The sequence below is a fragment of the Knoellia sp. LjRoot47 genome (assembly GCF_964253435.1).
GTDB lineage: Bacteria > Actinomycetota > Actinomycetes > Actinomycetales > Dermatophilaceae > Knoellia.
Genome location: NZ_CAXUQS020000001.1, coordinates 1,737,400 through 1,755,153, shown reverse-complemented (window position 1 = coordinate 1,755,153; position 17,754 = coordinate 1,737,400). Strand labels below are relative to the sequence as shown.

Below are 17,754 nucleotides of genomic sequence, written 5' to 3'. Positions count from 1 at the left end.
ACGGCCGGTCCGCGGTTCAGCGGGTGCCGCCGGCGGGCTCGATGCCGAGGCTGTCGAGCAGCGCGAGCACCCGCGCGCGGATCTCGTCGCGGATCGGGCGGACGGAGTCGACCCCCTTGCCCGCGGGGTCCTCGAGCACCCAGTCCTCGTAGCGCGTGCCCGGGAAGATCGGGCACGCGTCGCCGCACCCCATGGTGATGACGACGTCGGAGGCCTGCACCGCCTCGGTCGTGAGGACCTTGGGTGTGGCTGCAGCGAGGTCGATGCCCACCTCGGCCATCGCCTCGACGGCGGCCGGGTTGACGGTGTCGGCGGGCGCGCTGCCGGCCGAGCGGACCTCGACCCGACCGCCGCCGAGCGCCTCGAGCCACCCGGCGGCCATCTGCGAGCGGCCGGCGTTGTGGACGCAGACGAAGAGCACGGAGGGGCGGTTGGTGGCGGTGTCGGTGGTCATGCGGATTCCTTCGGGAAGAGACGGCTCCTCAGGTGGAGCGAGACGTAGACGAGGGCGACGAGCACCGGCACCTCGATGAGCGGGCCGACGACACCGGCGAGGGCCTGGCCGGAGGTGACGCCGAAGGTGGCGATGGCGACGGCGATGGCGAGCTCGAAGTTGTTGCCGGCGGCGGTGAAGGCGAGCGTCGTCGTGCGCTCGTAGCCCAGCCCGAGCGCTCGCCCGAGCAGGAGGCCGCCGCCCCACATGAGCGCGAAGTAGGCCAGCAGCGGCAGGGCGATCCGCGCGACGTCGAGGGGCCGTGACGTGACCTGGTCGCCCTGCAGCGCGAAGAGCACGACGATCGTGAAGAGCAGCCCATAGAGGGCCCACGGCCCGACCCGTGGGAGGAACGAGGCCTCGTATGCCGTCCGCCCCCAGCGCTTCTCCCCCACCCGTCGCGAGAGGTAGCCCAGGACGAGCGGGACACCGAGGAACACGAGGACGCTCGAGGCGATCTGCCAGGTCGAGATGTCGAGCGAGTCCTGTTCGAGCCCGAGTCGACCCGGCAGCCACGACAGGTAGAACCAGCCGAGTCCCGCGAAGGCGACGACCTGGAAGAGCGAGTTGAGGGCGACGAGCACCGCGGCCGCCTCGCGGTCGCCGCAGGCGAGGTCGTTCCAGATGATGACCATGGCGATGCAGCGGGCGAGGCCGACGACGACGAGGCCGGTGCGGTACTCCGGGAGGTCGGGCAGGAGCAGCCAGGCGAGGGTGAACATGAGCGCCGGGCCGACGACCCAGTTGAGGACGAGCGAGGCGCCGAGCATCCGCCGGTCGCCGGTGACCGAGTCGAGCCGGTCGTAGCGCACCTTGGCCAGCACCGGGTACATCATGACGAGCAGCCCGATCGCGATGGGCAGGCTCACCCCGTCGACCTCGACGGCACCCAAGGCGTCACCGAGACCCGGCACCGCCCTCCCCAGGCCGAGACCGACCGCCATGGCGATGCCGATCCAGACGGGGAGGAAGCGGTCGAGGGTCGAGAGCCGCGGAGCCACGACGTCGGGCTCGGGACGGGTGTCGGTCGCGCTCACGCGATGGCGGTGCAGCAGGCGGAGCCGTCGGGCTGGCGACCGGAGACGTCGAGGACCTCGAGGCTCGCCGTCGCGGGGCGCGCACCCGCGGGGTTCTCGTCCTTGACGGTGTAGACCTCCCACGGCGCACCGGCGGGGTCGTGGACCCAGACCTTGTCCTGGAGGGCGTAGCAGCAGGTCGTGTCGTTCTCGTCGAAGGCAGCCAGACCGGCCTCGGCGAACCGCTCGCGCGCGGCGGCGACCCCCTCGACGGACGGGACCTCGACGCCGAGGTGGTTGAGCGCTCCGGCCGTGCCGGACCCGCGCACGTCGTCGGTCGTCTCGATGAGGACGAGCTTGAGCGGCGGCTCGGCGACGGCGAAGTTCGCGTAGCCCGGGCGGCGCTTGGCCGGCTCGACGCCGAACATCGCCGAGTAGAACGCGATCGACGCCTCGAGGTCGGTGACGTTGAGGGCGAGCTGGACGCGGGAGCTGGACGTGGTGGTCATCGGCGGGTCCCTTCGGATAGATTGACGGACGTCGATATGCAGAGCAAAGCGCATATATCGACGTCCGTCAATATCTTGGACGCATCATGCCGCACAGCCGAGGGGAAGGGCACGCATGACGACGACGACCGCGCCGAGCGCGAGCGCACCGAGCGCGACCACGACGACCACGTGCTGCGGCATCACGACGCCGGGCGGGCTGACGCGGGACCAGGCCGAGACCCACGCCGCACTCCTCAAGGCCGTCGCGGACCCGGTCCGGCTGCAGCTGCTCAGCATCATCCGCGACAGCGAGGGCGGAGAGGCGTGCGTCTGCGACCTCACGCCGGCGGTCGGACTCGCCCAGCCGACGGTGAGCCACCACCTCAGGATCCTCACCGAGGCCGGCCTCATCGAGCGCGAGAAGCGCGGCACCTGGGCCTGGTTTCGGGTCGTGCCGAGCCGGATCGAGGACGTGCGCTCGATCTTCGTCTGACACGGTGTCGCCTGACGCCCTGTCGAGTGTCGGGGATCCGGGCACATCCGAACTCGGACAGGCCCGGATCCCCGACACCCGGGGGCTCCCCCGGCGCTCCTTCTGCGGCGGGTCAGGCGGCGTCGGCCACGAGGGCCTCGTCGAGCTGGCCGACCGCCTGGGTCAGCCCTTCCTCCATGCCCATGTCGATGACCTTCTGCAGGTCCTCGGCCGAGCCGTAGACCGTCGTCGAGGCCACCCGCGTGCCTCCGTCGTGTTCGCTGAACTCGACGACCGTGTCCCCGAGCGGCAGGCCCTCGGCGGCGTTGCCCTCGGCGTCGGCGAAGCCGTCGGCGTAGGCCAGCCGGCTCGTGGGCTCGACCGAGCGCACGTCCCAGTAGCCGCCGAACTTCTCACCCTCGGGCGAGGTCATGTAGTAGTTGACGCGCCCACCCGGCCGGAGGTCGTGCGTGGTGACGGTGAGCGGGTAGCCGGGCGGGCCGAACCAGCGCTCGAGCTGGCGCGGGTCGGTCCAGAATTCCCAGATGCGGTCGACCGGTGCTGCGAAGTCGCACGTGACGACGATCGAGCGTGCGTCGCTGTCGGTCGTGATGTCGGTGACGGGCATGGTCCTACTCCTTCTCCTGGGTGGGGCGGTTCGGGTCGTGCGTGGTGTCCGGGTCGTGCGTGGCGTCGGTGAGACCGGCGAGGAGGTCGTCGATCCGGCCGATGCGGCCGCGCCACACGGCCTCGAGCTCGGTGAGCATCGACGCGACCGAGCGCAGCGCGTCGACCTCGCCGCTGGCGAGCGCCTCGCGCCCGCTGCGGCGCTTGGTGACGAGACCGGCCCGTTCGAGCACCGCGACGTGCTTCTGCACGGCGGCGAAGCTCATGTCGTAGCTGCCTGCGAGTGCCGACACGGAGTGCTCCCCCGCCAGGACGCGACGCAGGATGTCGCGACGCGTCCGGTCGGCGAGGGCGTGGAACAGTGCGTCGGCCCGGTCGTCCTGCTCGTCGGTCGTGGACACGGGACAAACATACAACCATTCGGTTGTACGTTGTCCAGGGGTCGAGGTCACCGGGCTAGGTTGAGGTGATGACCACCCGCCCCCTCGCCGAGCTCGTCCACCCCTCGTGGGCACGGGCCCTCGCCCCCGTCGAGCCCACGCTCTCCGAGCTCGGCGCGTACCTGCGCGAGGAGCTCGCGGCCGGCCGTGGCTACCTCCCCGGCGGCGACCACGTGCTGCGCGCGTTCGAGCAGCCGCTCGACGACGTGCGGGTGCTCGTCGTCGGACAGGACCCCTACCCCACGCCGGGGCACCCGATCGGGCTGAGCTTCGCCGTCGCGCCGGACGTCCGGCCGATCCCGCGCAGCCTGGCCAACATCTACACCGAGCTGCAGAGCGACCTCGGCGTGCCCGCACCGAGCACCGGCGACCTCACGCCGTGGGCCGAGCGCGGTGTGCTCCTGCTCAACCGTGTCCTCACCGTCCGGCCCGGCGCCTCGGCGAGCCACCGTGGCAAGGGCTGGGAGCAGGTCACCGACTGCGCGATCGACGCCCTCGTGGCCCGGGGCGGCCCGCTCGTCGCCCTTCTGTGGGGCAGGGACGCGCGGTCGCTGCGCAGCCGGCTGGACGGCATACCGTGTGTGGAGAGCCCACACCCCTCTCCCCTGTCGGCGCGTTCCGGATTCTTCGGGTCGCGACCGTTCAGCAGGGTCAACCACCTCCTTGAGCAGCAGGGAGCCGCACCGCTCGACTGGAGTCTGCCGTGAACCCGATCCCCTCCGCGCCCACCAAGGTCTGGAGCAGCTATGTCGCCATCGGCGACTCGTTCACCGAGGGCATGTCCGACCCGGACCCCGAGAACGACAACGCCTACATCGGCTGGGCCGACCGCCTCGCCGAGTCCCTGCACGACCTCGCCGGGCTCGAGCACCTGCCGTTCCGCTACGCGAACCTCGCCGTGCGCGGGCGGCTGCTCGCCGACGTCGTCGGCCCCCAGCTCGACAAGGCCGTGCAGATGGCGCCCGACCTCGTCTCGATGGTCGGCGGCGGCAACGACCTGCTGCGCCCCAACGTCGACACCAACCAGCTCATGGACACCCTCGAGGCCGCGGTGATCCGGTTGCGGCAGAACGGTTCCGACGTCCTGCTCGCCACACCGGTCGACCCGCAGGAGGCCGGGCTGCTCAAGCCCCTGCGTGGTCGTCACGCCGTGCACGCGGCCAACATCTTCACCATCGCGCAGCGGCACGGCTGCTACGTCCTCAACCTCTGGGGCATGCCCGCGCTGCGCGACTGGCGCCTGTGGGCCGACGACCGCATCCACCTCACGACCGAGGGCCACCGCCGCGTGGCGCTCGCCGCGCTCACCGCGCTGGGGCACGCCACCGACGAGGAGGACTGGCGCACACCGCTTCCCGCCGGTGACGCGACGACCCGCCGTCAGGAGCTGCAGGCGCACGCGGCATGGGCGCGCGAGCACCTCGCGCCGTGGGTGCAGCGACGGATGAAGGGCCAGTCGAGCGGCGACCACCTCGACCCCAAGCGCCCCGAGCTGTCGCCGATGCGCCCCTTCGTCGACGGTCCCTGAGGCGGGTCCTGACCCGCTTCGCCGGGCGTTACAGTCGCGGGTATGCCGGTGACCCGCCTCATGCCCACCTCCGACGGTGATGACCTCATCGCTCTCACCCGCGAGATCTGCGCGAAGGAGCTGCGCCCGCGCGTCGACGACGCCGAGCGTGCCGCGGCCGAGGGCGAGTCCTTCCCCACCGAGGTGTTCCGCACGCTGGGTCGGGCCGGGCTGCTGTCGCTCCCCCACCCCGAGGAGTTCGGTGGCGGGGCGCAGCCCTACGAGGTCTACCTCCAGGTCGTCGAGGAGATCGCGTCGGCATGGATGAGCGTCGCCGTCGGTGTGTCGGTGCACTCGCTCACGGCCTACCCCGTGACGACGTTCGGGACGGACGCGCAGAAGGAGGCGCTCCTGCCCGGGATGCTCTCCGGCGACCAGCTCGGCGCCTACTGCCTGTCCGAGCCGCTCGCCGGGTCCGACGTCGGCTCGATGACGACGAAGGCGACGCGGTCCGACGAGGGCGGCGGGACGGCATACGCGATCAAGGGCCGCAAGGCCTGGATCAGCCACGCGGGCCATGCCGACTACTACACGACGTTCGCGCGCACCTCCGACGACGGCGGGCGCGGCATCTCGTGCTTCATCGTCCCGGCCGGGTCGGACGCCATGACCTTCGGTGCGCCGGAGAAGAAGATGGGGCTGCACTGCGACACCGTGCGCGAGGTGATCTTCGACGGGGTGCCCGTCGACGGCGCCAACCGCATCGGCGACGAAGGTCAGGGCATGGCCATCGCGCTGTCCGCCCTTGACGCGGGTCGGCTCGGGATCGCCTCTGCTGCAACCGGACTCGCGCAGTCCGCACTTGACGTCGCGGCGGCGTACGCCAAGGAGCGCGAGCAGTTCGGACGCGCGATCGCGTCGAACCAAGGCCTTGCGTTCGTCATCGCCGACATGGAGGCCGCGGTCTCCGGTGCGCGTGCGGCCTACCTGTATGCCGCCCGGCTCAAGGACGCGGGCCGTCCCTTCTCGAAGGAGGCGGCGGTCGCCAAGCTGCTCGCCACCGACGCCGCCATGAAGGTGACGACCGACGCGATCCAGGTGCTCGGCGGGGCGGGCTACACCGCCGACTTCCCCGTCGAGCGGATGTTCCGCGAGGCCAAGGTGACCCAGATCTTCGAGGGGACCAACCAGATCCAGCGGCTCGTCATCAGCCGCCACGTCCTGCGCTGACGGCCGCGGCCGCGCACCGCCCCCGTCCGGGAACGACAGACCGGGCCGTCTCATACACGGCCCGGTCACCTCTTTATAGGTCGCCCGACGGACCCGGCCGGTGACCGACACGCGTCGCCGGGGTGACGCGTTGGCGACCTCTTCTCCACGCCGGGTCGACGGCGCTAGCCTGAAACGTTCGGTGTCCGGCCGAGGACGCCGTCGGGGACGAGGGGTGGTCGGAGTGGGACCAGCGAACAGGGACGGCGCGGCGGCGGTCGAGAGGCTCAAGTCGGATCTCGGTGCCGACATCAAGGAGCGCGGAGGCACAGCGAAGGACGAGGTCGCCGCCGACGGCACCTACCAGCCCACGGCCGACGAGGCCAGGACGATGCTCGAGGTGGTCCGCAAGCGCGCCGACGGGTGGCGAAACGGGATCGGGGCGACCTTCACCCTCATCCTCGCGAGCCTGGCGATCAAGCCGGGCGAGGGCTTCATGAAGTACACGGGTGACACCCGGACCGCCCTGATGATCGTCCTCGGGCTCTCGATCGCGAGCGCCCTCGCCGGGCTCCTCCTGCTCGTGCGTGCCGCCAACGGCCCTTCGTGGCTCACCGAGCTCGCAGGTCCGGCTGCCACACCCGAGCGCTACCTGCAGCGGGTGGCTGGAGCTCGCGAGGACATGAGACGCGGTCAGCTCGCCTGGGGGCTCGCGCTCGCCCTGTTCGCCATCGCTGTCGGCATCACGTGGTTCTCGCCCTTACCCACCTGAGCCGCAAGACATCGCCGCGGCGGCCACGCACGGATCACTCAGCCGCCATCTCGACGTTCCTCGAAGACGCGTGCCGCCTCACTGAGCCGAACAGACACGATTCGACGCAGCATGTCGCGCTCTTCGTCCGTGAGTCGCCGGCCCCACTTCTCCTGAAGGGCGCTCTCAAACCGGGAGAAGGCGGCTGCTGCATGCCCTTCACCGCTCCCCCTCGCCGTGTCGATGATCAGCGCGAAGGCTGGCTCCACGAGAGCGAGCTCGTCGCCGATCCTCTTGGCGACTCGAGCGCTTCCGCTGGACTGCACCTTGGCGACCAGCCTCGTCAGATGCGGCAGAAGGAGGTCGATGAGGACGAGGGTGGCTGCGGCGCCGCCAAGCTCCACGAGCGCGTTGGCCCAGAATCCGCGACCAGCCCTGTCGGCCCACCATGCCCCCGTGAAGAAGACGATCGTGAGCACTGCTCCTGCACTCAGCAGCAGCCGGTTGATGGGCGAGGAATCCATGCGTGCCACCCCCGTCATTGCGGTCGACCCCTCGACCTTCAGCATCGCACCAGCCACGCCCTACCGGAAGACCTCGCGCTGGCCGTACGTCGACTGTCGACCCTCCCGCCTCGACGCCACGGCCGGGGATCAGTCAGGGTCGCGCGAGATGCCGGGCAGGAGCGTCTCGCCGGAGCGCAGGGCGTCGAGCGCGCCCGGGTGCTCGTCGACGAACTCGAGCCCCTTGTGGCGATAGCGCCAGATCTGGAACGCGCCGAGCCCCCACAGGAGGAACTGCACCGACAGCGCGACCTTGAAGTCGGTGAGGGTGTAGCTCCCGGGCCCCTCGGGAGCGCGGGCGTCGAGGATGAGCCCGACGAGCGCCATCGTCACGAGCGAGGCGAAGAAGCCACCGATGTTGATGACGCCGCTGGCGCGCCCGAGCCGGTCGGAGGGGTGGAAGCTGCGGGCGAGGTCGAAGCCGACCATCGAGCCCGGGCCACCGCAGCCGGTGACGCAGACGAGGAGGACGAGCAGCGGCAGCGGGGCACGGCCGGGCCAGAGCAGGACGAGCGCCCAGGTGGTCGCGATCGCTGCGACGATCGTGAGGACGATCTGCGAGCGGCGGTAGGGCAGCCGTCCGGTGAGGCTGCCGACGACCGGGCCGGCGACCATCGCCGACAGGGTGAGCGTGATGAGCAGCGTGCCGGCGGTGTTCTTGCTCAGCCCTTGTCCCTCGACGAGAAACGGGTAGCCCCAGAGCATCGTGAAGACGGTCGCGCCGAACTGGCCGGTGAAGTGGATCCACATGCCGAGTTGTGTGCCCGGGTTGCCCCACACCTCGCCGAGCGTGCGGGCGAGCGCGCGGACCTTGATCTTCTCGACCGCCATGCCGGTGTAGGGCGAGTCCTTGACGACGAGGAACAGCGCGACCGACAGCAGCGCGCCGACGCCGGCGGAGATGCCGAACGAACGCTCCCAGCCGAACCTGCTCAGGGCGGCGGCCAGCGGGGTCGCAGCGGCGACCGCGCCGAGCTGCCCCACCATGCCGCTGACTTGGGTGATGACCGGTGCCTGCTTGACCCGGAACCACAGCGCGACGAGGCGCAGCATGCTCGTGAAGATCATCGCGTCGCCCATGCCCAGCAGCACGCGCGCCGCGAGCCCCACCCCGAAGCTCCCGGCGAACGCGAACCACAGCTGTCCGACCGAGATGAGCGCCAGCCCGACGAGCAGGAGTCGGCGCGAGCCGAAGCGGTCCAGGAGGACGCCCACGGGGATCTGCATGCCGGCATACACGACGAGCTGGACCACCGTGAACGTCGCGAGCTGCGACGCCGTGATGTCGAAGCGCTCCGCCGCGACGAGACCCGCGACGCCGAGCGAGGTGCGGTGGAAGACGGCAACGGTGTAGACCGACAGCGCGACGGCCCAGATGACCCAAGCCCGACGACGTCCGATGTCGTGGATCTGTCGTCGGAGGGGTCGCGTCACCGCTCGATTCTAGGGACGGCGCAGGTATGCCGGCCGCCCCCGTCCACGACGCGGCTCCACCTCGCGCGTCCCGGAGCGACGGGTGTGCGGGGGCGGGGACGTCGTCGTTGACCGGGCCGCCGGACGGGATCGGGCCGCGGCACCCGGGCCGGCGGGTAAAGTTCGGGAGGCCGTCGGGGGCGCACTGCTCGCCGACGCGCGCTGGCGTGGCGCAATCGGTAGCGCACCTGTCTTGTAAACAGGTGGTTGAGAGTTCGAGTCTCTTCGCCAGCTCTGTGCTCGAGGGGCCCGATGGTGCCCCTGACCAGCGGTTTTGCCAACATGAGTGGGCAGCGGAGATGCGGACACGACTGGACATCTGAGGGCACGGTTTCACTCTCGTATCGTCCATCTATCGTCCGAACGCCGCCGGCGACCGAGCGGTTGAGGGCCCTCGACGTGGCGGCGCGCGATGGCCGGTAAGGCGAACCGCCGCGGTTTCGGCTACCTGCGCAAGCTGCCCTCGAAGCGTTGGCAGGCGAGTTACTACGGACCCGACATGGGCACGCACCACGCACCGAGGACCTTCGACTACAAGGGAGATACGGAGGGCTGGCTGGCGGCAGAGCGGGCGATGATCCAGGCAGGCACGTGGACGCCGCCGAAGCTCCGGCTCGGCGACAGGGGCGACGCCTTCTCGTTCGAGGCGTATGCCAAGACTTGGCTGCGCGACCGGCGGCTCAAGCCGCGGACCCGTGAGGGATACGAGCACCTGCTGCAGCGTTACCTCCTAGACGACTTCGGCGACCTGGCACTCGCGAAGATCACACCTGCGACGGTGCGGGCGTGGTGGGGGAAGTTGGACGAGGCAACTCCGACGGTCAACGCGCGCGCCTACTCCCTGCTCAAGGCGATCATGAACACTGCCGTGACTGACGAGGAGATCGTGGCCAACCCGTGCCGGATCAGGTCGGCGACATCGGGTGCCGCGCGCCCGCGAGATCCGCCCTGCGTCCATCGACGAGCTCTCGGTGATCGTGGCGAACCTGCCTGAGATCCGGCGCGCCATCGCGTTGCTGTGCTCGTGGTGCGCGATGCGGATTGGCGAGGTGCTGGAGCTCCGGCGCAAGGACATCGATCTCGCGAAGAAGGTTGTGCGTGTGGAGCGCTCGGTGGCGTGGGTCGCGGGCAAGCCCATGGTCGGGTCTCCAAAGTCGGCGGCTGGACGACGGGTTGTGTCGATCCCGCCCCACGTTGTCCCGGCGCTTAAGGAGCATCTGGACCGGTTCGTGTCGCGAGGTCAGGAGTCGCTCTTGTTTCCTGCCACGGACGGGACGAGCCATCTGCAGCCGACTGTGTTCCACGACGCCTTCAGCAAGGCCCGCGCGGTCGCGGGACGGGATGACCTCAGGGTTCACAACCTGCGGCACACGGGCGCGACGTTGGCCCGGCTCTCTCGGTGGGGCGATGCTCGGCACCGTGGACGTAGGCGTTGGCGGGTGTGCCTGGGTGCCAGGGGTGGCCCCGGCGGCCGAGGGCACGCCAAGGAGGACCGCGACGATCGCGAGCACCAATGCAGCAAACCGCCTGACCATCACGCGCCTTGAGGGCATTCGGTGAGCTGCGCAACGAAGACCTCGAAGGAGGAGGCGATTTCTTGGGGGACTCGATCCTCGTCGACGTATACGACGGACGGCTCGCCACGAGGCCCGCACGCGCGGTAGTCGAGCATGACCGTGTCATGCCCACCGGAGGGCGTGTCACAGATGACCACGCCGATGTCGGGATAACCCCACTCTTGAACCAGATCGGCGCTCCCCAGGCCGATTGTGGAGTCAATGCTGCGGTCACCTCCGACTCCGAGCACACCAGAGATCTCAAAATGATCCGGGGCCCATGACGTCTCGAACCCGGTCGGGTAGCACCGCCGGACCGGCGTGCCGCCGTTCCGCTCACTGAGCAGTTCCAAGTACCTGACTGGAAGCCGTACTTCGAGTGATGCTTCAGCGCGCCGGATTAGGTCCTGCGCGATGGGCGGACCCGTGTAGTAGTCGTCGTCCTCAAAGAAATCGTTCGGCACTCTGATCACCTCAGCGAAAAGCCACCGGTGTGACCAGTAGCGCGGTGGACGTCCCTATTGATGAGTTGCATCAGTCCCACATCCTGGTGGTGGTGCCACGTGTACCCGGCTGGAGTCCGGGCCAAGCCCGCGGCTTCATTTGCAAGTCTGGAATCCGTCGAACGGTTGCCACCACCCTGCTCCGGCTTGTGCCGACCCGCAAGAAGGATGCGGGAGCCCCACGGCGGTCACTGACATCTTGACCAAAATCAGACGAACTATTTACCCGCTCCTTACCTTCGACAGATTCTAAGAATCTGCGCAGACGCGGTCGGGATGTACCTGCGGCACACTAATTACGTGGGGGGCGTTCACTGTCGGACAGGCGGAGTTGCCTCGAGCGCAGAGTCAACGTGGGACCAACCGGCGCGGTAGGCGACCATCAGCGACGCAGCGGAAAGCCCGCACCCCGCGATGGTCAAGTCTCGGCCATCACTGACGCCTAAACTCGTCTCACGTGTCGGGGCTAGACATGAGATGCGTGCGCCAGACGTAGGCAGGGATGGTCATGGCTAATCGCACGTGTATCGCACGAGCCTGGGATCGCGCCGAAAGGCCACCGACGTCTGTGCAGGTCAGCTACGGTTTTGCGGTTCCGCAGGGTGCAAGTCTTGTAAACAGGTGGTTAGGGGTTCAAGTCCCCTCGCCAGCTCTCACGAGGGACCCGCACCGCCTCAGGGCTCGTCGGGATCCGGCGTCTGGGTGGAGTCGTGTCGCGTGGACTCGGGGTGCTCGGTCCGCTCCTGCGACTCGGCGAGGATGGCGCGGGCCTGGGCCTCCGGGTCGTCGCTGCCGACCGCCTGCTCCTCGGGGAGCAGCTCCGCACGCCGGCCCACCCTGTCGTCCCGGACCTCGTCGTGCGCGTCGTCGTGGTGGGCGTCTGTGCCGGCGTCGCTCGTCATCCGTCGACCGTACTCGCGACAGCGGTCCGACGTGCGCGTGGCGCCAGCCGGGCCATCGGGGCAGCCGCGCTCACCCGACCCACAGGAGCACGGCAGCGGTGACCCCGGCCAGGACCACGAGGGTGCGCAGCAACGCCGCGGGCATGACTCGTCCGATGCGTGCCCCGACGTAGCCCCCGACCACCGAGCCGGCGGCGAGGACCACGACGGCCCGCCAGTCGACGGGTGCGATCGCGACGAAGACCACGGTCGCGACGACGTTGGACACCATGACCGCGAACGTCTTGAGCGCGTTGAGCGTCCGGAACTCGAGCGAGGTCCCGAGCCCGAGGAGGCGAGCATCATCACGCCGGAACCCGCACCGAAGTAGCCGCCGTAGACCCGCTCGAGCACGAGCTCGCCACGCTGCTCGCGACGCCCGACGAGGAGCGGCACGCCGCCCGGCTCGACCGGTTCGCCGCGCTCGGGCAGGTCACCGAACCGGCGGTCTAGGTCGGCAGGTCCGGGCCGAAGCCGTTGCTGGCCCGGCGCTGGTCGCGGGCCGTGTCGAGGTACTGCGTCACCGCGGCGCTGAGCCGCTTGAGCTCGGGGATGTAGCCGCGCAGCTCCTCGGCGACCTCTGGCGGCGTCTGCGGCCACATCGCGAGGTCCTCGAGCTCGAGCCGGAGCGCGGCGATCGGGGTACGGAGCTCGTGCGAGGCGTTGACCGCGAGCGAGCGCTCGCGCTCGACGAGCTCGTCGAGACGGCTCGCGCCGCGGCGCAGGGCGTCGCCGATGGCCTCGGCCTCGGGGATCGCGTAGTGCGGCACCTCGACGTCGAACCTGCCCTCGCCGATGTCGTCGGCGACCGAGGCGAGCTCGGCGAACGGCTTCGACAGGCGCCGCGCCAGGACGGAGCCCACGAGGGCGGAGGCGAGCAGCAGCGCCACCGCGAGCAGCACCATGGGGAGCACGGCGTCCGAGACACTCTCCTCGACGACGTCGCCCGAGCGCCACAGGGTGAGGCGGCCCCCGCCGGGGATCGTGCGGGTCACCGAGATGTCGTCGGAGGACGGGCGCTGGGTCAGGGTGCCGGCACGCGTCACCGCGCCTCCCGACGTGACGTACTCGACGCTCTCGTCACGCTGGACCAACGGGTCGAGGGACACCTCGGTGACGACCCCGCCCGTCGACGCCCGCTCGGTGATGACGGCCGCGATGAGGTCGGCCGACCGGTCCGCCTTGCTCAGCTCGTTGGCGTGCACGAGGTCCGCGACGGCATACGCACGGGGTATGCCGGACAGCGCGAGAACCGCGACGGTCAGCCCGACGAAGAGGGCGATGAGCCGCTCACGCATCGGGGGTGTCCTCGAGACGGAACCCGACCCCGCGCACGGTGGTGATCCGGGCGGGCGCGTGGGCCTCCTCGAGCTTCTGCCGCAGGCGGCCGATCGTCGCGTCGAGGGTCTTGGTGGAGCCGTACCAGTTCTCGTCCCAGATGTCGCTGATCAGCTGGTCGCGGCTGATGACCGCGCCGCGCTTCGAGTCGAGCAGGGCGACGACGTCGAACTCCTTGGACGTCACCTGGAGCTCGGTGTCGCCGACCCAGAGCCGGCGCGCCTCCACGTCGACGCGGAACCCGCTCGGGGCGACGACCGGATCGAGGGGCGGCATGGGCGGCAGGGCGGGCTGGGGACCGACGCCGTTGCGGCGGAAGAGCGCACGCACCCTCGCGAGGAGGACCGACAGGCCGAAGGGCTTGGCGAGGTAGTCGTCGGCACCCACGTCGAGCCCGACGACGAGGTCGAGCTCACCGTCTCGCGCCGTGAGGATGATGATGCCGCCGCGGTAGCCGCCGTCACGAATCGTGCGGCAGACGTCGAGCCCGTCGATGTCGGGGAGGCCCAAGTCGAGCAGGACGAGGTCGACGGCGGTCTCACGCACCCGCTCGACGGCGACGAGGCCCTCAGCCACCCGCTCGACGGAGTAGCCCTCTCGCTCAAGCGTTCGCACGAGTGGGGCTGCGATCTTGTCGTCGTCCTCCACGACCAGCACGTGCGCCATGGTCACCGAGCATAGATGCGGGTCGAGAAGGCGTGCGCGCCACGGTGCAGCGCCGCCCTGTCCAGCAGGACGAGCGTGCCGACGCTCGCGAGCGCCACCATCAGGCCGAGCGTCGAGAAGCCGGCGCGCGACGAGCCCAGGGGTCCGAGGACCATCTGCACGAGAGCCAGCCCGCCGCTCACGACGGCGAGCGTCGCCGCGGTGAGCCGCGCGCCGAACCGCTGACCACGGAGGAGGCCCACGACGGCGACAGCAGCGGTGGCAGCACCGAGTGCACCGGTGATCGCGTCGACGGGGGTGGGGCCTTGGGCGACGCCGACGAGCAGCACCCCGAGCGTGGCCGTGGTGGCGGCAGCGCCGGTGGAGTAGCGGGTCGTGTGGCAGGCCATCAGAAGTCCCTGTCCAGGGCGCCGGTCTCGGTGACCGCTGCCGTGGAGCAGGCCCCGCCATTGAGGTCGGTCACCGCAGCGGAAGGTGTCCACACCATCTCGGCGCTCTGTGCGACGGTCTCGAGGAGGCCGCCGCCTCCGGAGCTGAGATTGCCGAGGACAACCGTGACAGTCGTGCGGGCCACGCCACCGACGGTGGTGGTGCCGGCCGTCATGGTGGCGGCGAACGTCACCGTCTTGCCGTTCTTGACGTAGACCTGGTTGAGGTTGACGGAGCCGAGGTTGACCGGCCCGCCGCTGGCGCCCGAGACGGTCAGGGTGTCGCTGGTCACCGTCACGGTGACCGCCTGGCTGCTTCCGGTCCAGCCGCTCGCGACCGACGCCAGGTTGAGCTGGGAGCTCCAGGTGTAGGTCAGCTGGTCACCAGAGTCCAGCTTGCCGATGGTCCCGCCGTTCGTCGCCTGGATGTCGACGCCGCGGAGCGGGTCGTTGTCGACCCGGGAGCCGGTGAGGACGGCGGAGGTCGTCGGCGCACCCGTGGCGGGGGTGAGGATCGCCCGGAAGTCGTAGGCGCCGTCGGCGACCTTGGTCGTATCCCAGGCACAGGAGTACGGCGAGGTGGTGTCGGTGCAGACGTCGGTCCACGTGGACCCGCCGGTGGTGGCGTACTGGATGCGCACCGAGGTGATGGGCCCGGTGGAGGTCGTGTCGGCCGAGAGGGTGACCGTGCCCGACAGCACCGTGCCGGGGTCGACCATCGACACCGTGTAGACGGAGTTGTCGACGACCCGGTTCGCCACGACGGACGACGTCGTGGTGTTGCCGGCGCGGTCGCGGGCGACGGCGCGGAAGCCGTAGGTGCCGTCCGGCAGCGTCGAGGTGTCGACGGAGCAGGAGTACGGCGTGGCGGTACGGGTGCACAGGGTCTGCCAGGTCGAGGAGCCGGTGAGGGCGTACTGGATCGTCACCTGGTCCACGCCGGAATGGGCGTCGGAGGCCGTGGCGGCGAAGGTCTTCGTGCCGCGCAACGGGGTGCCGGGGTCGGTCACCGTCACCGTCGGGCCGAGGTTGTCCACGGTCACGTTGGCCACGACGGCCGAGGTGAAGGTGGAACCACCCGACGTCGCGACGGCTCGCAGGTCGTAGGCGCCGTTCGCGTCGGCGGTGGTCGCCCACGAGCACGTGTAGGGCGAGGAGAGGTTGGAGCAGAGCGTCTTCCAGGAGTTGGCGCCGGCGACGGAGTACTGGACCTGCACCGTGTAGGTGAGCCCGCCGGAGTTCTGGACGCTCGCGGAGAGCTGGACGGCATTCCTCACGAAGGAGCCCGGTGATGCGAGGACCACCGCAGCCGTGTTCGCCACGGTCGTCCGGACCGAGGTCGAGGTCGCGGCGTAGCCGGCGCGGTCGACGGCGCGGGCTCGGAGGTCGTAGGTGCCGTCGGCGACCGCGGCGGTGTTCCACGCGCAGGAGTACGGCGACGTGGCGGTGGTGCACACGGTGGTCCAGGTGGTGGCACCCACGAGCCGCTGCTCGATCGTCACGTCGCGCACGCCGGTCTCGCCGTCGGAGGCGCTCGCCGCCAGGGTGACAGTGTCGATCGCGGGCGAGGCCGGCGCGACCATGGTCACGGTGGGGGGCGTCCAGTCGGCGGCCGCGCTGACGGTCGCGCTGCTCGACGTGGTCGTCGTGTAGGCCGCCGACGAGAAGCCGGGGGCGCTGAGCCCGATCACGGCCGCGAGCGCGAGGACGAGGAGCGCGGCGGAACGGCGGTCGAACACTGCAGCTCCTCGTTGGTCGGTCGGGACGGCCAGGTGCACGCGTGGCGTGCAGGTCAAACGCTACGGAGGGGGTCTCGACGGGAGGTCCACAGGATCTCCCCCACGACTCCCCGGTTTGCTACGTGGTGCGCGCGACGCCGCCGCCGCGGGTGGTCATGGACCCCGCGACGTTCCTGACGAGCTCGACGAGGGCCAGGAGCGCGATGATGCCGGCCGGCACCCCGATGACGAGGATCCTCGTGTCGCGGTCGGCGAGAGCGATGAAGAGGTAGCCCACCTTCGGCACCGAGAACTGGACGACGGGCTGCTCGGTCGCGACGAGCGAGAAGGTCCACGGGTCGACCGCGGGGTTCGCGTCGCCCTTGGTCCGCAGGCGGGACGCGCCCTGCGCGTCGGTGCCCACCTCCACGATGCGGTGGGTCACGAGGTTCGGGACCCCGCTCGCGCTCGGCGGGAGGTAGGTGATGACGTCGCCGACCGCGAGCTCGTCGACCGGGACGCGCTTCTCGAAGGCGATCGAGCCCTTGGAGATCGACCCGGTCATCGAGCCGCCGGTGATGACGTAGCGCTCGTAGCCGAAGGCGGACGGGAGCAGGTATGCCGTGCACGCGAGCGTGATGACGATGAGACACACGTTCGTGAGGGTGCGCGCGAAGCGCGACGTCATCGTGGCGAGACGCTGCATGGTGGGCTCCTACCGTGTCCGAGTGGCTGTCCGGGTGCCGGGGCCGCCGCGGGTGCGGCGGGGTGACGGGGGCGCCGGTGGCGGCGCCCCCGCGATGTCACTGGTCGGTGGAGGTGGCAGCGAGCTGGACCGAGCTCCACTGGTACGTGGCGGAGGCCGTCTTGCCCTGGTCGTCGTTGGGGGTGTCCTTGTCGAGGGTCACGGTGAACACGTAGGTGTTGGCGGCCTTTGCGGCGACCTCTCCGAGGTCGGTCTTCTTGCCATCCTCCAGCCCCCCGAAGGTGCCGTCGAAGACGGTCGCACTCGTCGTCGTGTTCTTGATGACGAGCTTGAGGTTCGAATCCGTGAATCCGTTGGTGGACGCGACCTCGGTGAGCGAGAAGGTGGCGGGCAGCGTGCCGGTGTTCGTGATCGTCACCGAGCCGTTGAGGGTGTCACCAGGCTTGAGGTTGGTGAGGTTGAAGATCGCCGCGTCCTTCTTGGAGTTGAGCTGGGTCAGCGAGCCCGAGGTGACCGAGCTGATCGTGTTGCTGGACTCGGAGCTGAAGGTCGCACCGGACCCGACAGCCAGCGCGCCGGCGGCGAGCAGGACGGTGAGGGGGACGAGGACCTTCTTGGCGGCGATGCTCATGGGTTCTGCTCCTGGCTGGTGGTGTGTGACCGGCGAGTCCGGTGTGGGATAGCAAGAACGTTAGAGATTCAACTTCCACGGCTTCTCCACACGGGTTACTCGCGAGTTCCACAAATTCGCCCACAGGACGGAACTTCCCCACCGCTACCCCCCACGGTCGAATTTTCACGACGGGTCGGTCACGGCCGGAGATTCCACACGAAACGTGGAAGATCTCCGTGTGAC

The 17,754-nt window shown here is 70.0% G+C and carries 24 protein-coding genes and 1 tRNA gene; 8 read left to right on the top strand and 17 right to left on the bottom strand.

Annotation, left to right across the window (positions count from 1 at the left end; all coding sequences use genetic code 11):
- Positions 1-16: 16 nt before the first annotated feature.
- Genes ACSQ11_RS08645 through ACSQ11_RS08635 form a run of 3 tightly spaced genes read right to left on the bottom strand, consistent with a single transcriptional unit; the run spans position 17 to position 2,018 of the window.
- A complete protein-coding gene (locus tag ACSQ11_RS08645) occupies positions 17-454 on the bottom strand; it encodes an arsenate reductase ArsC (RefSeq protein ID WP_436004730.1) in 438 nt (145 codons plus the stop codon).
- Positions 451-1,530: an ACR3 family arsenite efflux transporter gene (arsB, locus tag ACSQ11_RS08640; RefSeq protein ID WP_436004729.1), complete on the bottom strand. Its 1,080-nt coding sequence runs from the start codon at positions 1,528-1,530 to the stop codon at positions 451-453. Before arsB ends, ACSQ11_RS08645 begins: the two co-directional genes overlap by 4 nt.
- A complete protein-coding gene (locus ACSQ11_RS08635) occupies positions 1,527-2,018 on the bottom strand; it encodes an ArsI/CadI family heavy metal resistance metalloenzyme (RefSeq protein WP_436004728.1) in 492 nt (163 codons plus the stop codon). The genes arsB and ACSQ11_RS08635 overlap by 4 nt, the downstream gene beginning before the upstream one ends.
- Before the next feature lie 115 nt (positions 2,019-2,133).
- Here ACSQ11_RS08635 and ACSQ11_RS08630 point away from each other — a divergent pair, with 115 nt between their 5' ends.
- A complete protein-coding gene (locus ACSQ11_RS08630) occupies positions 2,134-2,493 on the top strand; it encodes an ArsR/SmtB family transcription factor (protein ID WP_436004727.1) in 360 nt (119 codons plus the stop codon).
- Positions 2,494-2,605: 112 nt separating this feature from the next.
- Here ACSQ11_RS08630 and ACSQ11_RS08625 read toward each other — a convergent pair whose 3' ends face one another.
- A complete protein-coding gene (locus ACSQ11_RS08625) occupies positions 2,606-3,100 on the bottom strand; it encodes an SRPBCC family protein (RefSeq protein ID WP_436004726.1) in 495 nt (164 codons plus the stop codon).
- A 4-nt stretch (positions 3,101-3,104) separates the two neighbouring features.
- Positions 3,105-3,500, bottom strand: coding sequence for an ArsR/SmtB family transcription factor (locus ACSQ11_RS08620; protein ID WP_436004725.1), 396 nt, complete (start codon positions 3,498-3,500; stop codon positions 3,105-3,107).
- A gap of 68 nt (positions 3,501-3,568) precedes the next feature.
- Between ACSQ11_RS08620 and ACSQ11_RS08615 the strand changes: the two genes are divergently transcribed.
- The 4 genes from ACSQ11_RS08615 to ACSQ11_RS08600 all read left to right on the top strand — a co-directional run bounded on the left by ACSQ11_RS08615 (position 3,569) and on the right by ACSQ11_RS08600 (position 7,027).
- Positions 3,569-4,246 (top strand): uracil-DNA glycosylase, encoded by a 678-nt coding sequence (locus tag ACSQ11_RS08615; protein ID WP_436004724.1) that lies wholly within the window; start codon positions 3,569-3,571, stop codon positions 4,244-4,246.
- Positions 4,243-5,067 carry an SGNH/GDSL hydrolase family protein gene (locus ACSQ11_RS08610; protein WP_436004723.1) on the top strand — a complete coding sequence of 275 codons (825 nt, stop codon included), beginning with the start codon at positions 4,243-4,245 and terminating at the stop codon, positions 5,065-5,067. The genes ACSQ11_RS08615 and ACSQ11_RS08610 overlap by 4 nt, the downstream gene beginning before the upstream one ends.
- A gap of 42 nt (positions 5,068-5,109) precedes the next feature.
- Positions 5,110-6,276: an acyl-CoA dehydrogenase family protein gene (locus ACSQ11_RS08605; RefSeq protein WP_436004722.1), complete on the top strand. Its 1,167-nt coding sequence runs from the start codon at positions 5,110-5,112 to the stop codon at positions 6,274-6,276.
- A 223-nt stretch (positions 6,277-6,499) separates the two neighbouring features.
- Positions 6,500-7,027, top strand: a complete 528-nt coding sequence (locus ACSQ11_RS08600) for a hypothetical protein (protein ID WP_436004721.1) — start codon at positions 6,500-6,502, stop codon at positions 7,025-7,027.
- A 38-nt stretch (positions 7,028-7,065) separates the two neighbouring features.
- On the opposite strand, the gene ACSQ11_RS08595 is transcribed toward ACSQ11_RS08600, so the two are convergent.
- Both ACSQ11_RS08595 and ACSQ11_RS08590 read right to left on the bottom strand, forming a co-directional pair.
- On the bottom strand, positions 7,066-7,575 hold the full coding sequence (locus ACSQ11_RS08595; RefSeq protein WP_436004720.1) for a hypothetical protein: 510 nt from the start codon (positions 7,573-7,575) through the stop codon (positions 7,066-7,068).
- Between the two features lie 84 nt (positions 7,576-7,659).
- Positions 7,660-9,003 (bottom strand): MFS transporter, encoded by a 1,344-nt coding sequence (locus tag ACSQ11_RS08590; RefSeq protein WP_436004719.1) that lies wholly within the window; start codon positions 9,001-9,003, stop codon positions 7,660-7,662.
- A 200-nt stretch (positions 9,004-9,203) separates the two neighbouring features.
- Here ACSQ11_RS08590 and ACSQ11_RS08585 point away from each other — a divergent pair.
- The 3 genes from ACSQ11_RS08585 to ACSQ11_RS08575 all read left to right on the top strand — a co-directional run bounded on the left by ACSQ11_RS08585 (position 9,204) and on the right by ACSQ11_RS08575 (position 10,589).
- A tRNA-Thr gene (locus tag ACSQ11_RS08585) sits at positions 9,204-9,276 on the top strand.
- Positions 9,277-9,454: 178 nt separating this feature from the next.
- Complete coding sequence (locus ACSQ11_RS08580; RefSeq protein ID WP_436004718.1) at positions 9,455-10,036, top strand: phage integrase central domain-containing protein; 582 nt, start codon at positions 9,455-9,457, stop codon at positions 10,034-10,036.
- A complete protein-coding gene (locus tag ACSQ11_RS08575) occupies positions 10,014-10,589 on the top strand; it encodes a tyrosine-type recombinase/integrase (RefSeq protein WP_436004717.1) in 576 nt (191 codons plus the stop codon). Before ACSQ11_RS08580 ends, ACSQ11_RS08575 begins: the two co-directional genes overlap by 23 nt.
- On the opposite strand, the gene ACSQ11_RS08570 is transcribed toward ACSQ11_RS08575, so the two are convergent.
- The 10 genes from ACSQ11_RS08570 to ACSQ11_RS08525 form a co-directional block, all read right to left on the bottom strand.
- A complete protein-coding gene (locus ACSQ11_RS08570; RefSeq protein ID WP_436004716.1) occupies positions 10,577-11,062 on the bottom strand; it encodes an SMI1/KNR4 family protein in 486 nt (161 codons plus the stop codon). The genes ACSQ11_RS08575 and ACSQ11_RS08570 overlap by 13 nt on opposite strands.
- A 5-nt stretch (positions 11,063-11,067) precedes the next feature.
- Positions 11,068-11,271: an HNH endonuclease gene (locus tag ACSQ11_RS08565; protein ID WP_436006733.1), complete on the bottom strand. Its 204-nt coding sequence runs from the start codon at positions 11,269-11,271 to the stop codon at positions 11,068-11,070.
- A 504-nt stretch (positions 11,272-11,775) separates the two neighbouring features.
- Positions 11,776-12,003, bottom strand: a complete 228-nt coding sequence (locus ACSQ11_RS08560; protein WP_436004715.1) for a hypothetical protein — start codon at positions 12,001-12,003, stop codon at positions 11,776-11,778.
- Between the two features lie 70 nt (positions 12,004-12,073).
- On the bottom strand, positions 12,074-12,274 hold the full coding sequence (locus ACSQ11_RS08555; RefSeq protein ID WP_436004714.1) for a TSUP family transporter: 201 nt from the start codon (positions 12,272-12,274) through the stop codon (positions 12,074-12,076).
- A gap of 217 nt (positions 12,275-12,491) precedes the next feature.
- Entirely contained in the window at positions 12,492-13,340 is an 849-nt protein-coding gene (locus ACSQ11_RS08550; protein WP_436004713.1) for a histidine kinase dimerization/phospho-acceptor domain-containing protein, read from the bottom strand.
- Positions 13,333-14,046: a response regulator transcription factor gene (locus ACSQ11_RS08545; protein ID WP_436004712.1), complete on the bottom strand. Its 714-nt coding sequence runs from the start codon at positions 14,044-14,046 to the stop codon at positions 13,333-13,335. The genes ACSQ11_RS08550 and ACSQ11_RS08545 overlap by 8 nt, the downstream gene beginning before the upstream one ends.
- Positions 14,047-14,048: 2 nt before the next feature.
- Positions 14,049-14,435, bottom strand: coding sequence for a hypothetical protein (locus ACSQ11_RS08540; RefSeq protein ID WP_436004711.1), 387 nt, complete (start codon positions 14,433-14,435; stop codon positions 14,049-14,051).
- Positions 14,435-16,213, bottom strand: a complete 1,779-nt coding sequence (locus ACSQ11_RS08535; RefSeq protein WP_436004710.1) for an Ig-like domain-containing protein — start codon at positions 16,211-16,213, stop codon at positions 14,435-14,437. The genes ACSQ11_RS08540 and ACSQ11_RS08535 overlap by 1 nt, the downstream gene beginning before the upstream one ends.
- A gap of 118 nt (positions 16,214-16,331) precedes the next feature.
- Complete coding sequence (locus tag ACSQ11_RS08530; protein WP_436004709.1) at positions 16,332-16,898, bottom strand: signal peptidase I; 567 nt, start codon at positions 16,896-16,898, stop codon at positions 16,332-16,334.
- Between the two features lie 97 nt (positions 16,899-16,995).
- Complete coding sequence (locus ACSQ11_RS08525) at positions 16,996-17,529, bottom strand: TasA family protein (RefSeq protein ID WP_436004708.1); 534 nt, start codon at positions 17,527-17,529, stop codon at positions 16,996-16,998.
- Positions 17,530-17,754: the final 225 nt, after the last annotated feature.

What these genes read in the sequence shown, in the direction of transcription:
- ACSQ11_RS08645 (WP_436004730.1), bottom strand. Translation starts at nt 454, where the DNA reads ATGACCACCGACACCGCCACCAACCGCCCCTCCGTGCTCTTCGTCTGC.
- ACSQ11_RS08635 (WP_436004728.1), bottom strand. Translation starts at nt 2,018, where the DNA reads ATGACCACCACGTCCAGCTCCCGCGTCCAGCTCGCCCTCAACGTCACC.
- ACSQ11_RS08630 (WP_436004727.1), top strand. Translation starts at nt 2,134, where the DNA reads ATGACGACGACGACCGCGCCGAGCGCGAGCGCACCGAGCGCGACCACG.
- ACSQ11_RS08625 (WP_436004726.1), bottom strand. Translation starts at nt 3,100, where the DNA reads ATGCCCGTCACCGACATCACGACCGACAGCGACGCACGCTCGATCGTC.
- ACSQ11_RS08615 (WP_436004724.1), top strand. Translation starts at nt 3,569, where the DNA reads ATGACCACCCGCCCCCTCGCCGAGCTCGTCCACCCCTCGTGGGCACGG.
- ACSQ11_RS08605 (WP_436004722.1), top strand. Translation starts at nt 5,110, where the DNA reads ATGCCGGTGACCCGCCTCATGCCCACCTCCGACGGTGATGACCTCATC.
- ACSQ11_RS08595 (WP_436004720.1), bottom strand. Translation starts at nt 7,575, where the DNA reads ATGCTGAAGGTCGAGGGGTCGACCGCAATGACGGGGGTGGCACGCATG.
- ACSQ11_RS08580 (WP_436004718.1), top strand. Translation starts at nt 9,455, where the DNA reads ATGGCCGGTAAGGCGAACCGCCGCGGTTTCGGCTACCTGCGCAAGCTG.
- ACSQ11_RS08560 (WP_436004715.1), bottom strand. Translation starts at nt 12,003, where the DNA reads ATGACGAGCGACGCCGGCACAGACGCCCACCACGACGACGCGCACGAC.
- ACSQ11_RS08555 (WP_436004714.1), bottom strand. Translation starts at nt 12,274, where the DNA reads ATGGTGTCCAACGTCGTCGCGACCGTGGTCTTCGTCGCGATCGCACCC.
- ACSQ11_RS08550 (WP_436004713.1), bottom strand. Translation starts at nt 13,340, where the DNA reads ATGCGTGAGCGGCTCATCGCCCTCTTCGTCGGGCTGACCGTCGCGGTT.
- ACSQ11_RS08545 (WP_436004712.1), bottom strand. Translation starts at nt 14,046, where the DNA reads ATGGCGCACGTGCTGGTCGTGGAGGACGACGACAAGATCGCAGCCCCA.
- ACSQ11_RS08540 (WP_436004711.1), bottom strand. Translation starts at nt 14,435, where the DNA reads ATGGCCTGCCACACGACCCGCTACTCCACCGGCGCTGCCGCCACCACG.
- ACSQ11_RS08530 (WP_436004709.1), bottom strand. Translation starts at nt 16,898, where the DNA reads ATGCAGCGTCTCGCCACGATGACGTCGCGCTTCGCGCGCACCCTCACG.
- ACSQ11_RS08525 (WP_436004708.1), bottom strand. Translation starts at nt 17,529, where the DNA reads ATGAGCATCGCCGCCAAGAAGGTCCTCGTCCCCCTCACCGTCCTGCTC.